Origin of the sequence: Paenibacillus sp. FSL M8-0212, assembly GCF_038004645.1 — a bacterium.
Classification (GTDB): Bacteria; Bacillota; Bacilli; order Paenibacillales; family Paenibacillaceae; genus Paenibacillus.
In genome coordinates this window covers 5,458,397-5,473,132 of record NZ_JBBORP010000001.1, presented here as the reverse complement: position 1 = coordinate 5,473,132, position 14,736 = coordinate 5,458,397, and the positions used below count along the sequence as shown (strand labels likewise).

The 14,736-nt window shown below is 45.5% G+C and carries 14 protein-coding genes and 1 riboswitch; of the genes, 6 read left to right on the top strand and 8 right to left on the bottom strand.

Translation table 11 applies throughout. From position 1 onward, the window contains the following. Positions 1 to 96: 96 nt before the first annotated feature. The 3 genes from MKX68_RS24130 to MKX68_RS24120 all read right to left on the bottom strand — a co-directional run bounded on the left by MKX68_RS24130 (position 97) and on the right by MKX68_RS24120 (position 4,107). Positions 97 to 1,533, bottom strand: coding sequence for an amino acid permease (locus MKX68_RS24130; protein ID WP_339783304.1), 1,437 nt, complete (start codon positions 1,531 to 1,533; stop codon positions 97 to 99). A gap of 531 nt (positions 1,534 to 2,064) precedes the next feature. Then, positions 2,065 to 3,444: an amidohydrolase family protein gene (locus tag MKX68_RS24125; RefSeq protein WP_340914301.1), complete on the bottom strand. Its 1,380-nt coding sequence runs from the start codon at positions 3,442 to 3,444 to the stop codon at positions 2,065 to 2,067. Positions 3,445 to 3,555: 111 nt separating this feature from the next. Next, a complete protein-coding gene (locus tag MKX68_RS24120; RefSeq protein WP_340914300.1) occupies positions 3,556 to 4,107 on the bottom strand; it encodes a CGNR zinc finger domain-containing protein in 552 nt (183 codons plus the stop codon). A gap of 143 nt (positions 4,108 to 4,250) precedes the next feature. Between MKX68_RS24120 and MKX68_RS24115 the strand changes: the two genes are divergently transcribed. The 6 genes from MKX68_RS24115 to MKX68_RS24090 all read left to right on the top strand — a co-directional run bounded on the left by MKX68_RS24115 (position 4,251) and on the right by MKX68_RS24090 (position 10,287). Next, positions 4,251 to 4,751 carry a DinB family protein gene (locus tag MKX68_RS24115; protein WP_340914299.1) on the top strand — a complete coding sequence of 167 codons (501 nt, stop codon included), beginning with the start codon at positions 4,251 to 4,253 and terminating at the stop codon, positions 4,749 to 4,751. Between the two features lie 84 nt (positions 4,752 to 4,835). Then, positions 4,836 to 4,989: riboswitch (FMN riboswitch) on the top strand. 144 nt (positions 4,990 to 5,133) lie between these two features. After that, positions 5,134 to 6,114, top strand: a complete 981-nt coding sequence (locus tag MKX68_RS24110) for a DMT family transporter (RefSeq protein WP_047843351.1) — start codon at positions 5,134 to 5,136, stop codon at positions 6,112 to 6,114. Positions 6,115 to 6,437: 323 nt separating this feature from the next. Beyond that, the gene (locus MKX68_RS24105) at positions 6,438 to 7,934 is read left to right on the top strand and encodes an amidase (protein ID WP_340915490.1); all 1,497 of its coding nucleotides are present in this window, start codon (positions 6,438 to 6,440) and stop codon (positions 7,932 to 7,934) included. A gap of 134 nt (positions 7,935 to 8,068) precedes the next feature. Next, positions 8,069 to 8,677, top strand: coding sequence for an urea carboxylase-associated family protein (locus tag MKX68_RS24100; protein WP_340914297.1), 609 nt, complete (start codon positions 8,069 to 8,071; stop codon positions 8,675 to 8,677). A gap of 139 nt (positions 8,678 to 8,816) precedes the next feature. Beyond that, positions 8,817 to 9,443: a LysE family translocator gene (locus tag MKX68_RS24095; protein ID WP_340914296.1), complete on the top strand. Its 627-nt coding sequence runs from the start codon at positions 8,817 to 8,819 to the stop codon at positions 9,441 to 9,443. An 82-nt stretch (positions 9,444 to 9,525) separates the two neighbouring features. Then, positions 9,526 to 10,287 carry a YqcI/YcgG family protein gene (locus MKX68_RS24090; protein ID WP_340914295.1) on the top strand — a complete coding sequence of 254 codons (762 nt, stop codon included), beginning with the start codon at positions 9,526 to 9,528 and terminating at the stop codon, positions 10,285 to 10,287. A 56-nt stretch (positions 10,288 to 10,343) separates the two neighbouring features. Here MKX68_RS24090 and MKX68_RS24085 read toward each other — a convergent pair whose 3' ends face one another. The 5 genes from MKX68_RS24085 to MKX68_RS24065 all read right to left on the bottom strand — a co-directional run bounded on the left by MKX68_RS24085 (position 10,344) and on the right by MKX68_RS24065 (position 14,720). Further along, positions 10,344 to 11,690: an amino acid permease gene (locus MKX68_RS24085; RefSeq protein WP_340914294.1), complete on the bottom strand. Its 1,347-nt coding sequence runs from the start codon at positions 11,688 to 11,690 to the stop codon at positions 10,344 to 10,346. A 351-nt stretch (positions 11,691 to 12,041) separates the two neighbouring features. After that, on the bottom strand, positions 12,042 to 12,173 hold the full coding sequence (locus MKX68_RS24080; protein WP_340914293.1) for a hypothetical protein: 132 nt from the start codon (positions 12,171 to 12,173) through the stop codon (positions 12,042 to 12,044). A gap of 184 nt (positions 12,174 to 12,357) precedes the next feature. After that, complete coding sequence (locus tag MKX68_RS24075; protein WP_340914292.1) at positions 12,358 to 13,251, bottom strand: aldo/keto reductase; 894 nt, start codon at positions 13,249 to 13,251, stop codon at positions 12,358 to 12,360. Positions 13,252 to 13,379: 128 nt separating this feature from the next. After that, positions 13,380 to 14,153 carry an SDR family NAD(P)-dependent oxidoreductase gene (locus MKX68_RS24070; protein ID WP_237174886.1) on the bottom strand — a complete coding sequence of 258 codons (774 nt, stop codon included), beginning with the start codon at positions 14,151 to 14,153 and terminating at the stop codon, positions 13,380 to 13,382. Between the two features lie 78 nt (positions 14,154 to 14,231). Next, positions 14,232 to 14,720, bottom strand: a complete 489-nt coding sequence (locus MKX68_RS24065) for a GNAT family N-acetyltransferase (protein WP_076250273.1) — start codon at positions 14,718 to 14,720, stop codon at positions 14,232 to 14,234. Positions 14,721 to 14,736 lie beyond the last annotated feature (16 nt).

Here is a 14,736-nt window from a genome sequence, read left to right as displayed (position 1 = left end):
TTATCTTTCTATATAAAAAAAATCCCCATCCCGCTTCGCCTAAGCGATACGAAATGAGGAAAAATGAAGATGTTCTCGGTTAAAGACTCGACTAATCTATTTATCCTTCGCTCTGAAAGCACTCGAGATGCGGCGTGCCGGATTCAGATGACTGTAATGCCGTCCATACGCAAAGTAAATGATCAATCCGATGATCAACCAAGCAAAAAACGTAATCCATGTCAGAGCCGCAAGGCGTGTCATCAAGTATACACAACCCAAGGCACTCAGAATCGGAATCAGTGGCACAAGTGGAACGCGGAATCCGCGTTTGAGATCCGGGTTATTTTTACGCAACACAATAATGCCCAGACTTACAACTGCAAAAGCAAACAACGTTCCGATGTTCGTAAGCTCCGCCAAATGTCCCAACGAGATGAACCCGGAGAACAAAGCCACGATAATGCCTGCAACCCATGTCCCTACCGCTGGTGTCTGACTTTTGCCACTAACCTTGGAAAAGACCGGAGACAGCAGTCCGTCACGAGACATGGAATAGAGCAAACGTGTCTGACCATACATCATGACCAGCAATACGGTCGTAATGCCGGCAATCGCTCCAAGAGATACAATCCAGGACAATCCCTTCAACTGGACAAATTCAAATGCAAACGCAACCGGATCACTTACATTCAACATGTTATACGGCACGATCCCTGTGAGGATCAACGATACAACAATGTAGAGAACAGTACAGATCGCCAGTGACGCAATAATCCCAATCGGCAAATCCCGTTGTGGCCGCTTAACCTCTTCTGCCGCAGTGGAGACCGCATCAAATCCGATGTAAGCAAAGAATACGGTTGCTGCTCCAGCTGTTACGCCTGAGATACCAAAAGGCAAAAATGGCTGCCAGTTGGTTGGCTCTACATAAAAGACACCTACACCAATAAAGATCAGCACGACAATAATCTTAATCGCAACCATAATTCCGTTCGCACGAGCCGCTTCCTTCACTCCTCGGGTAAGCAGGAAAGTGATAATTAACGTAATGACCGCAGCCGTGATGTCAAAATAGGTTCCTTTCTCCGGGCTGAACGCACTCGTAAGCGCATGGGGTAACTCCAGCCCGAATCCGGACAATAACGTTTGGAAATATCCAGACCATCCGCTGGCTACCGCCGCACTCGCGAATCCATACTCCAATATCAGATCCCATCCCAGAATCCAGGCAATCACTTCGCCAAAAGCCGTATAACTATACGTGTACGCACTACCCGATGCCGGTATGCTTGATGCAAATTCCGAGTAACACAATGCTGCGAATGCACATATGATACCTGCCAGTAAAAATGACAGTACAAGGCCAGGGCCAGCATACGTTGCCGCAGCTACACCGGTCAGCACAAAAATCCCGGTACCAATAATAGCTCCTACGCCAAGTGTGGTTAAGTCCAATGGACCAAGCGCCCGTTTCAATGCACTGTTGTTATCGCCCCCGGAGGCAATTGGTTTCTTACGAAATAATGAAGATCGTTGTTCGTTCTCACGCATAGTCATGTTCCTCTCGTCATGAATCTTGAATGTGCAATATGTGCTATGGATGTAGCAGAGATTGGATGGCTTCCCATCTGTTCTATGAAAAAGTCATTTGTTCTATCTTATCGATCACCTATAAAAACCTATCGAATTCTACACGTTATCGCGTTGCTTGATTAAATTTATTTTTGAAGATCACTTATTTTGTTCTTTTTCCGCGAAAATTATCATGATCTGTTGCACGTGGTTGAATATGAAAATGGATTTAAAACAAAACTGCGTATAATTTATATTATGCGCAGTTTTTATAAGCCTTAATTTTTATAAAAAACATCTATAATCCCTTGTTATCTGAAGTTACAAGAATGAGAGCTTTTTTCGTCTTTTTCCGCTGTATCTTCCTCCCTTATCCTGTCTAATTCGACGATATGAAGGCATGTAAAAGAGCCACATCGCATGATATGGCTCTTCCTTTCCTCTTTATACAGCTAGAGGTGTATATGAAAATACGAACTGATCTTATATAGGCTTTTATGAAAAAGTAAATTATGAAAAAGCGATTCTCTCCGCGTCCGACATCCGGTATTGGGATAACAAATAATCTTTGCTCTGCATCGCCGCATGACGAATCGCATCCAGATCAACATTCAACAGCTTACCCTCTCGCTTCACGAGTCTACCTGCCACAAAGACCGTATCCACATTGGATGGATTGGCAAATTGCACAACAGCGCCGATTGGATCATGAACGGGGAACATATTCAGATCGGTGGTACGAATCATGATCAGATCCGCTTCCTTCCCTGGGGTCAACGTACCCACCTTCTGCTCCAATCCCAATGCTTGGGCACCAGCTGAAGTAGCAAATCTCAGCACTTGGCTGGACTGCAAGTTCAACTCACCAGGCATCTCACCCTGCTGCAGAAGTTGTTCATTAGCTCTGGATCGTTCAGCCTGAAGTGCAAACTTCATCTGCGAGAACATATCTCCGCCTGTGGACGTCACTACATCTACACCAAGTGTAGGGGTTCCCCCATGTTCAAGAAAATAGCCGGTGGCCGGATATCCATGACCCATCATCATTTCAATCTCAGGTGTGACCGACAAGGAAGCGCCACTATCTGCCAACATTTTGTATTCATCCATGCCCATAGTGTTACCATGAACGATATTCACCCGTGGACTTAACAGTCCCGCTTCGTACAAGTGACTAATCGAGCGATCCACAGATCCCCAACTGCCAAATCCGGCATGCATGGAACAGATTGCATCCAGTTCTTGTGCTAGTTCGATCTCTTTCACGGTTGTATCCCAATGACTGAATTCTGGGCCACGAATGGCAAACCCATAGGTAAGTAATTGATCCCGTGATGAAAAATAACGTTCTTTGACTCTTCTCACATCATTATTCGAATACGTGAGTTGACTATCCCGATTCCAGTAGTCCGTCTCACCAGGGACTCCATGAGCAAATACCGCCCGAATGCCAGCATCCTGAAGTCCGCGAATCAGTTCATCCGTATGGTCAGGGGAATACGGCATGCTCCAATCCATTACTGTCGTCACTCCTGCGTTAAGCGCTTCCAAGGAACCGAGCAGGTTGGCAATATAACTATCTTGTGGACGGAGCTTGCTTCCCATCGCACCATAATAGAGATTTTGCAAATAAACTGGTAACGACCAGTTGGTTCCCGCTGTTTTGACCAGTGATTCCCACATATGCCGATGCGTGTCCACCAGCCCAGGCATAATAATCATCGATGAAGCATCAATGACCTCCGCATCCGGAATATCCAGGTCGGGCTGGATCGCCATGATCAGCGAATCCTGAATCAGAACGTCCGCCCGCTTATACTGTCCAATTCGAGCATCCATCGACAACACACAGCCATTTTTCAACAGATAACTTGTCCTCACAAGACACATCTCCCATCTAATTTGGTTTGAAAGACGATCACATCCTGCTTACGAATCTGTACTGCTTCTGACTATTTTTTCGCTAGTATATATACATTATATAGTTATTGTTAGTATTTATCAATTTTGGGATTTGCGTTTCGCCCGAAATCTTCTAACCTTCATCAGATTGCCACACATCTTATCATCACAGTACTTCTGTGTTCTGCTTCTGGTATCATCATAGAACATCCAGCGACAATCCGAATTATCACAGACCCGAATCCTCCCCGCTTCTCCCTCCACCAAAGTCAAAGCAAAGTCAGCTGCCACCTCAGCCATAACCTGATGCCAATGTGCTTCTACAGCTACCAGTTGGAGTTTCAGTTCCTGATCAATTGTAGTCAATGTTCTTCTCACATGCCCTGCTTCCATAACGCCGTTCAACCATTGTTTTTCTATATCTGTTAATGATTCTCCAGAAGACAAGCGGGCTCCAAGAGCCATCAATTCATTCCTGAAGTTTCTCATCGACAACTCATCTTCCGGAGATGCAGGAACAGAAGCGTTAAGTTGCCATCGTTCCAGAAAGTCTTGCTGCCAGCTCGCCTTCCCCAGTCTGTCCTCCGATCGATCTCCCCCACGCCAGTCGTGATAATCGCTGTTTACAAAATCGGTCCATAACCTGTCCATATATACCTCCGTTCAGTGTAACCATCTAATTATATAAAGAAGGTTACAACTCATCTTTGATGTGTTATATTAAGTGTAACCTTATTAATCAGTTTTAGCTAGTTACATCACAAATCACAATTATACGCAAGGAGGAAAAGGCAATGACAAAAACAACAGCACTAGATGTGTTACTTATTCAAAAGGATGATACCTGGGATCAATGTAATTGGATTGTACCTTTGTCGAAATCCTTGGAGGGTCTTACAGCAGAACAAGCAGCCTGGATTCCACCCGCAGGGGGATTAAGCATCTGGCAGTTGGTTAACCATATGTATTATTACAACCATCGCTTATTGTGTCGCATGCAAGGTAAGGAGCCTACCCTTCCTGCTGTAGACTCCAATGAATACACATTTGGGAATTCCGGAGATCCTACGGACGCAGTCGGATGGAATACACTGCTACAGGGTACAACTCGATTAGCCCAACAGTTGCGAGATCAATTAGCTGCACTACAAGAGTCAGATCTTGAAGCCGCATATATGGACTCCGAAGAGAAATGGGCACACGAACTAGCTCGCTGGGTACTCCATGATGCGTATCACGCAGGTCAAATCGTGCTCCTTCGCAGACAGCAAGGAAGCTGGAAAATCGTTTTCTAAAAAAAATGCTTGAACTGCTAGCGCTTACAGGAATAAGATGAACTTATTAATGTTACAGCTTGTTCAACACACTATATAATTGAATAGGATCTTCGGGGTAGGGTGCAATTCCCAACCGGCGGTGATGTTCTTCGGAACCAGCCCGCGACTCGCTATTTGTTCTTAACGAAGGACATCTAGCGACTGACTTGGTGTGAATCCAAGGCCGACGGTACAGTCCGGATGAGAGAAGATCAACACATTGACATGCCGTTCACGGGAAGGCCTCTTTCCTGACGCATGTCCTTGGATGAGCCCCCGTTTATTTGGTATATACCAAAACGGGGGCTTTTGTCGATTTTGCCAACTGAAGATTCCGTGTTCTGACGAAGGAGTCCTGAATATGGAAAAGACATCAGCAGCATCACCTGTTTACCGCAAGGAACGAAGTAATACCGGATTCTGGCTTGTAGTTCTCGGCGCCGCCTTATGGGGTGTAGACCCACTCTTCCGCATTATTTTGCTAAACACGATGACATCCACGCAGATTGTACTGGTGGAACACATCATCGTCAGTCTTATTGCCATACCCGTGCTGTGGAAATTTCGGGCTGATCTGAAAAACCTGCGCGCTCGCCACTGGATTGCCGTGATCTTTATCTCATGGGGAGGATCAGCACTTGCAACGGTATTGTTCACCATGGCGCTTACACATAACGATCCGAATACGGTGCTGTTATTGCAAAAAATGCAACCACTCTTCGCTATCGTGCTAGCTAAACTGTTATTAAAAGAAACGTTGCCTCGTCGCTTCGGTGGATTGTTCTTCATAGCATTAGCAGGAACCTACCTGCTTACATTTGGCTTCACATTGCCATTAGGTAACTGGGACAACTGGATTCATGCTGGAAGCTTGTTATCCCTTGGGGCTGCTGCCTTATGGGGAGGTTCAACCGTTATGGGCAGATTGATGCTGGGGCAGGCGCGTTATGAAACGGTCACCTCCCTGCGCTTTGTCGTTGCTCTCCCGCTCCTGATCTTTATGACGTGGAACGAAGGTGCGGCATGGACGTTTCCGTCCGGAACGGGTGAACAGACTGCTGTCATCCTCAACATTCTCGGCCAAGCATTGTTACCAGGTTTGCTCAGTCTTCTGTTGTATTACAAAGGTCTGTCGTCAACCAAAGCATCTGTTGCAACACTTGCAGAACTTAGCTTCCCGATGGCAGGTGTGTTGGTGAACTGGATTGCTTTCCGTACACTGATTACATGGGAGCAGCTGCTTGGTTTTATCCTGATCTGGGTGGCCCTCTTCGCCATTTCCAGACAACAGGAAAGATCATCAACTGCGGCCGATGCGGCTCCGAAGCTGCGTACAGAGTAAGTGGATTTATCTGAGGTTCACACATTAACCAATAGTCAAATATAAAAATAAAACCATTGCACATCACATTAGATGAGCAGTGGTTTTTTATTTCCATGACTCGATATTACTCCATCATTTTCTCAATTAGCAATATGAGCTATTAACCCTATGATTTATTTCTATATCGCAAATACAAATACTCCCCTCTTTTCCCTCCAACCTATAACGAGTATGCATATCATCGCACTACAATTCTTCTATGTTTTGTCTTTTATCTAATCCGGTGGTACGATGACATATGGAATAAACAGATGAATTATATTCAGAGAGGAACGATCATGATGTCTTCATTCTCATATACCTCCTACGACGCCGTAGGTTTGGCTGAACTGATCCGATCCCGGGAGGTATCCCCGGTTGAAATGCTGGAAGCGGCGTTTGCACGCCTTGAAGAAGTGAATCCGCAACTTAATGCGGTTATTCGTACATATGAATCTCGCGCACGTGAGGAAGCCGGTTTGGTTCGCCCTGGAGAACAACCTTTTGCCGGGGTTCCCCTGCTCTTGAAAGATATTTCGCAATCCTTGGAAGGTGAATTTCTGACTTCAGGCTCCCGTTTGTTCAGCGAGCATCGTGCATTACGCAATTCCAATTTTGTCACTCGACTCCGTGATGCAGGCTTTATCTTCATAGGACATACCAATACGCCTGAATTTGGTTTGAAAAATATTACCGAGCCCCGTCTTCATGGTCCCACTCGCAATCCATGGAATATCAATCACTCCCCAGGTGGTTCAAGTGGTGGTGCCGCTGCCGCTGTAGCTTCAGGTATTGTTCCTCTTGCCGGAGCCAGTGACGGAGGAGGTTCGATTCGTATCCCGGCTTCCTTTAGCGGATTGTTTGGATTGAAGCCAACCCGCGGGCGCACACCTGTAGGACCGGGAGTTGGTCGTCAATGGCAAGGCGCATCGATTGATTTTGCCCTCTCTCGCTCGGTTCGGGACAGTGCTGCATTGCTTGATACGTTACAAGTCATTCAGCCCGAAGCTGCGTTCCATGCTCCACTCTTTCCAGGCAGTTACTTGGCTGATATGAGCTATCCACATCAACGCAAACTGAAAATTGCATACACAACGGATTCACCCGTGGGAACACCTGTCAGCGTAGAAGCCAAAGAGTCTGTATACAAACTCGTTCGCTGGTTGGAAGATCAAGGTCATCATGTTGAAGAAAAGCTGAGTCCGGTCAATGGAGTTCGGTTGATGGAGAATTATTACATGATGAACAGTGGTGAGATGGCCGCGATGATCTCTTCCATGGAACGATCCATGGGCCGGGCTCTGACCTCCGATGATATGGAGATCGAATCTTGGGTTCTGGCTGAAGCAGGCAAGAAGGTTTCCGCTGCCGAATTTGTACATAGCTTAGCTGAATGGGATGTAGCTGCAGCTCAGATGTCCACCTTATTTGAGCGTTATGACTTCTACGTCACACCCGTTAATGCTTTTCCTGCGCCTAAGATTGGTGAATTAACACCTCATGACGAACAGATCCGTAATCTGTTGCGAATTAGTGAATTGGACAAGACCCAGCAACAGCAACTCATCTATGAAATGTTTGAGCCAAGTCTTACGTTTACACCTTTCACCCAGCTTGCAAATCTGACAGGCCAGCCTGCGATAAGTGTACCTCTGCATATGTCACCTGAAGGTTTGCCAATGGGTGTTCAAGTGATGGCAACCAAAGGACGCGAAGATTGGTTATTACATCTGGCTGCACAGCTTGAACAATCAGACCTCTGGATCGGGATGAGAGGTAATCCACTATTTCCAGCATAAAGGCGTATAATGTGGTTTGTGTTAAATTCACCATTGGATGTTCCTGCCTGAGTAGAGTACATCGCCATAACAGTGCATGAAAGCTTCATCTGCTCCGCATACTGAAAGCAAACAGTAGCGGAGGAATGTGACAGATGAATACGAATCAGCGCCATAAACAGTCTTATCGTATCCCAGCCAAAACGGGATATGCCTTGAAAGTAAGCAAAGGTTCTTTACTACGCATAACGGATTTGGAGGGACAGCAAGTCATTGATTTTGTGGCATACGATGCTACAGATGCTAACCATCGCTTGGACCCCGGCGTGACAATGGACGTATTGCGTACTTACCGAATTAAACCGGGACAGTTGGTGTATTCCAATCAATATCAACCTTTACTCAAGATTGTCCGTGACACCGTTGGGGTACATGATTTCTTCAACTCCGCTTGTCGTCCAGAGATGTATGAGGTGTTATACGACAAAAAGGATCACGCCAGTTGTTATCACAATCTGAACACGGCACTGGAACCCTTCGGGATTCTACCACCAGATCAACACTACCCATTTAACCTGTTTATGAAGTCCGTTGTAGACAGTGAAGGCAAAATTGATGTTGTAGCTCCCGACTCTCGAGCAGGTGATTATATCGAGATGGAGGCATTAATGGATCTCACAATTGGGCTCTCCGCCTGTCCTTGTGAAGAAAGCTCATGCAACGGCTACAACTGCACCCCAATTCAATTGGATGTGGAACTTTAACAGAATAACAAGGCCTTTACACAGTATGAGATAAAAGTAGTTTGTTCTAATTCACTCCTTGCGGGAATACGATGACTTGTACCCCTTTTCTGTGACAACTGGTACAATTCATCGAACCCGTTAAGGAGTGAACGTGTTTATGTCTGTACTGTTCAGTTATATCATTCTGGGAATATCATTGTCCGCTCCAATTGGTCCGATTAACGCCGCCCAACTCGACCGTGGAGCCCGCCACGGTTTCATGCATGCCTGGATTCTAGGACTCGGCGCTATGTTTGCAGACTTGGTGTATATGCTACTGATTTATTTTGGAGTTGCCCATTTTCTGGACACGCCGTTCATGCGCTCTTTTCTCTGGTCATTTGGCAGTTTTATTCTGATTTACACGGGAGTGGAAACGATCTCGAAGCTGAAGCAAGGCATTCAAGGTACATCTACTGCGGAAGCGACTGTTCGGAAATCATTTATATCCGGATTTTTGATGGCCCTGTCCAATCCACTGAATATTTTATTTTGGCTTGGGATCTATGGCTCTATTCTCGCGACAACTGTGAAGCATACGGACACGGCTCATTTGCTGCTCTACAGTTCAGGCATATTCATTGGTATTCTGGTGTGGGATGTTATTATGGCTGGCATGGCCAGTCGATTCCACAAACATAGCAGTGAGAATGTATTGCGCTGGATCTCTATCATTTCAGGAATCTGCCTGATCGGATTTGGTTTGTATTTTGGGTACGAAGCTATACGTTCCATTTTTTTCTGACAACAAAATCAGGCTGGACAGTCACCCAACTTCCCCCACATTAATACTGTAACGGTATCATGTGGAATGGAGTTGGGAATCAATGGCGGAGCTGTATAGTGCCGACGAAATAAACACCTTGTTTGAGCGTCTTCCATCTTGGCAGCAGGACGCTTATTCGCAATTTGGTAAAATGATCGCCGACGAAGATAATACGTATCCATGTGTACCTGGACGAATGGGGTTTCTGTCAGGACATTTGAGGTACGGATTTACGTGTGACCCCCGATCTGAACATGCTGCCGAAGATATGGCCGATCTGCTTAGACAATATGGTCCTGTCTCCAGAGACACCGGTCATTACGCTTCCATGGTCGTGATCTGTGAGACGCCAAGCGATCTGAAAAATCATACAACCGTAGAGCAATATCAGACGTTATTCTGGCAAATGCTTAATCGGGTAAGTTCACACGATACCGAGCCGTGGCCGGAACATATTTCAACCGATCCTCATGATTCATCATGGGAGTTTTGCTTTGGCGGAGAGCCTTACTTTTGTTTCTGTGCAACTCCTGCACATGAACTCCGAGCCAGCCGTCATTTTCCTTATCTCATGTTTGCTTTTCAACCGCGGTGGGTATTCGAATCCATTAATGACAACACCCCTCTTGGCCGTAAAATGAAAACCTTGATTCGCAAACGTCTCGCTGCGTATGATGCTGTACCTGCTCACCCTTCGCTGATGTGGTATGGTCAGCAGGATAATCTGGAATGGAAACAGTATTTCCTGCCTGATGATGAGCAGACACCTTCCAAATGTCCATTCATGCGGATGAAGCAAGCCCTAGGCAAGTTGACGAAATAATCTTAAAGCACTCATTAATCCGTTGTACGACCTCCACAAAAGTTGCTGAGAGTTGCTTATGGTTTGGATGGTGCTGACTCCGGTGGTTTCGAGCCACGTACCTTATGAACAACATACGTGATGATCCCAAGGAACACCAAAAGTCCCACACTTGCCAGCAGACCCGTTCTGCTGGCTTTTTCCATCGCTGTCCCAGCCACAGCAGCCACAATTAATACTATGGCAATCCACACTTTGATGCGATTCCACTTCACGGGCTTCATTTTCTTAATGTACGTGATGCAGATGAGTAGCCATGTATACATTAATACCAGACTACCTGCCGTCGTCACATATTCAAACAGACTCTTGGGCATCCATAATGCCATCAACGTAGACAGGAGTAATCCGGCCGCTGTGCAACACAATGCCTGAAGTGGCATGTCCTTTTTCCCCCAGGTCTTCGTGAACAGCTTTGGTGCATCTCCATCTTCTGCGAGTTTCACCAACATGGACGTAATGGCATATAACGAAGCCACCATCGTCGAGAATCCGGCTATAATCAGAATTCCATTGAGAATGTGGACCACAACGGTGAATCCAATAGTTGACATGGCTTTGACAAGCGGACTTTCATCTGGGGTTAACTGAGCTGAAGGCACAAGCAACAGGATCAACGCAATTGAAATCACATAGAGTGTACTCACCGATAACAGCATCACTCGACCTGATTTCACTGCATCTTTTGGTTCTTTTAGGTTAGCAGCCATCAAACCCATAACCTCGATCCCGGCAAAAGCAAAAAATGCATAGATGAAACCGGTCCATACCCCTTTACCTCCATGCGGGAACCATTCATTTTTCAATTGCTCGGGTGTTACTTTTACAGGTAACCAACCCAGACAAGCCGCTCCTGCTATAGCTATAAATGCAACCGTTGCAGCAAGTTTGATTACAGCAAGAATATTCTCCGTTTTGGTTAATCCCTTCGCTCCCAGTGCAGCAATGAACAGACCTATAGCGGCATAGATCGCAACAAATGCCCAAAGTGGAAACTTGGGAAACCAGAATTGAGAGAACAGCCCAAGTGCCGTTAATGAGCTGCCCATGATGAGCATTTCAGAGAACCAGTACATCCATCCACTACCAAAACCAGCCCAAGGCCCGAATGCTTCGCCCGCATACGTTCGAAAAGCGCCTTCCTTAGGATCATCTGCCGTCATCTGTGCCAGCGCACCAAATACAAAGTAAGTACCTGCTGCCGCCAGCACCAACAATATAAGTACGGATATGCCGGCCCAATGGATCGCCAGACTGGTCCCTAGAAAAAATCCCGTTCCCAGTGTGCAACCCGCGCCAAACAAGGATAGGCTGACCCAACTTAGTTTTTCGTCGTCGTTTTTACGGTGTTGCTGACTTTTCATGAAGCTCCTCCTTCTGCCTTATCCCCTTACGATTTACAGGTCATGGAGGTTTTATGTCTGTATTGCCAAAAGAATTGTTATTGGTTTACATAATAATTAATATGTTAATATTATTCTGATGATGAATTTAAGCTGTATGCTTTTAAGCATCATTCATAAAGATATATTTCCAATCCTATTTAAAATCCGCAAAAAAAAGTATTGACTTCAATCGCTTAAAATGGTTTTCCTTTTAAACTTGGTGGTGCGTCGATGTGACTATATTAGAGATGGTAACTAGGGTGAGAAAATGATCTTTCTATTGTGAATTTTTCATATGTTGAAATATTATAAAATAAGTCGTTATTTCTTTTAAATTGAACGTAGACTGCCTCTTTTTCGTATTTTTCGTATTATCTCAATAGCCTTATCGTTTTTTATAATTAGAGTTGTTTTAAAGAAGGGGCTAATTCCTGGGATTTTTCCTCTTTCATCCTCTTTCATCCTCTTTTATCCTCTTTTATCCTTTTTCACCTGTTTTCAGACTAGGCTGACGTATAGGCATAATTATCTAGTATTCTTAATAGTCTCTTTTCCAATCATTGTTGTGAATTTTTCATATGTTGAAAATATTTTATGTTGTCGTAAAAAAAGCCGCCATAATGGCGACTTCGCGAATATTTCCAAATTAAGTCCGGCCAGTCCAATCTGCTCCGGCGATTTCTTTCCATCGTGCTCTAATCTCATCATACAGTTCCTGCGGAAGTGGCCCTTTAGCCACAAGGTCGGCATTTTGCTGCCAGCGATTGGGCTTGGCTGTTCCTACAATAGCCGTATCTACACCTTCGGTACTTAGTGTAAATCGCAGTGCTGTCTCCACTGATGCCTGGGCATCTTCACCCAGAAAACCATAGTTAAGTTCGCTTAAGCGCTTCCAGTATATAAATGGATAAGCCTCTTCCGAAAGTGTTTCATACGTCCAGGCCGCATTGGCAATAGGTCTTTTCGCGATAACACCCATGTTTCTCTTTCTCGCCTCAGGCAACGTAAGATCAATTGCTTCCTGATCTGCGATATTTAATGAAGTCTCAAGGCTGTCAAATACTCCGGTCTGAATCGCATATAGCGCATCTGTTGTATCACCACTATATCCGATAAATCTGGTTTTTCCTGCTTCCTTGGCACGCTGTAGTACTTCGATTACTGCTCCTTGTCGGAGTACTTCTTCGGAGCAGCTATGCAGATGTATAACATCCACATAGTCGGTTTTCAGCCGTTTCAGACTACGGTCAATCGTTTGCTCCAGTACTTTGGCATCCCAATCCGGACCTTCGACCCCGGCAGCATGTCCACATTTGGTGAACAAATAGTAGTCATCACGTCGATGTGACAGCACCTCACCGATTAATTCCTCGCTGTCACCGTAACATTCAGCCGTGTCAATTACGTTTAATCCCGCATCCAGGGCACTATTCAGCAATGTCGCTACATCCGTTTTGGATACATTTTTGCCTATTTCCGCTCCGCCAAATCCAAGTGTACTTACGTTCATGCCAGTATTACCGTACTTGCGCGTTTCCATGGTTATCTTCCTCCAAGTTCAGTGAATTGGGTACAGATAAATAGAGATACAGATTAACTTTTTCCCTATGTTATTACCCAAGAGTTGGTTATGCCACCCACTTTTCCATTACAACCAACTTCATTTATTTAGAAGCCATAAATGGACATTCCACCGTCAACCAGTAATGTCTGACCCGTTATGTATCCGGCTGCATCCGATGCCAGGAACACGACCGGTCCTACCACTTCCTCCAGTTCTCCAACGCGCTGAAGCGGTGTGCGACTTACAATTTCCTGCAAATACTGGGGATCATCCAACAGCTTTTCAGTCAGAGGGGTTCGGAAATACCATGGCCCTACTGAATTGACACGGATTCCATACTTGCCCCATTCCAGTGCGAGCACTTTGGTCATATGAATTAACGCAGCTTTGGTCGCGCCATATACAACCCCTGTCCGCAAAGCCGTGTGACCGCCTACCGAAGAGATGTTAATGATCTTCCCGGTCCCACGTTCTTTCATATGCTGACCCGCCAATTGCGAAGCGAAGAAAGCCGATTTTAAGTTGGTCTGCATGATGGTCTCCCACTGCTCGTCCGTCACTTCAAGTGCTGGAGTCCGTATGTTCATACCTGCGTTATTCACCAGAATGTCCAGACTACCCATCTCCGATATTGCCTCTTGAAACGTCTCTTCCATTTGTTCTCTTGATGTCACATCCGCCGTCAGAGCTAGCGCTTTACGCCCTGTCTGTTCATAGATATAGGCGGCTGTCTCCTCAATTTCTTTCATTGTTCGGGATACAAGTACAACGTCACTGCCTGACTGGGCAAGTCCAATCGCAATTGCTTTTCCGATCCCTCTCCCTGCACCTGTCACCAGTGCTGTCTGTCCATCGAGATGGAATGTGGGTACATTCATGCTACTCACTCCTTCATTAGATTCTTTATTTCAGTATTCAAGCAGAATGCTTTATATGTAGGTAAACCCTGATGGGAATCAGGTTACAAAATACTGGCTTGGATTGCCCAGTTCCGGATGGAACTTCTCTCGAAAACGGCCTCCGGTATAATCCCCTATAATTTTTCGCCAGAACGCTTGGGCAATGACATTGTTACGAACCTGGGTCACTTTCCATCTTCCTGGAAAACGTTTAAACAGCTCATAAGCTGCCCGAGTGCCCACCCCACTGCGCCGATATTTTTGCATTACAAAAAATTCAGTCAAATAGTAGTCGTTATCCTTACTTCCGGGCTCCAATTTCTCCACCAGAGCAAACCCTGCAGGTGCCCCATCACTTGTAATCAAAAAAGGAAACTTGCGGTCCTCTTCTGCCCAGAATGCCTCCAGACCCGGATATTCCGGAAAAATTCCGTTACTGTCCACATCAATATTCAGGTATTTGGTAAAATCATATAGATAAAATTGCATTAAATGCCGAATCACCTGACTGCGTTCCCGGGGAACCAGTTCTATTTTCATATTCATCCGGTTCACCTCCTCT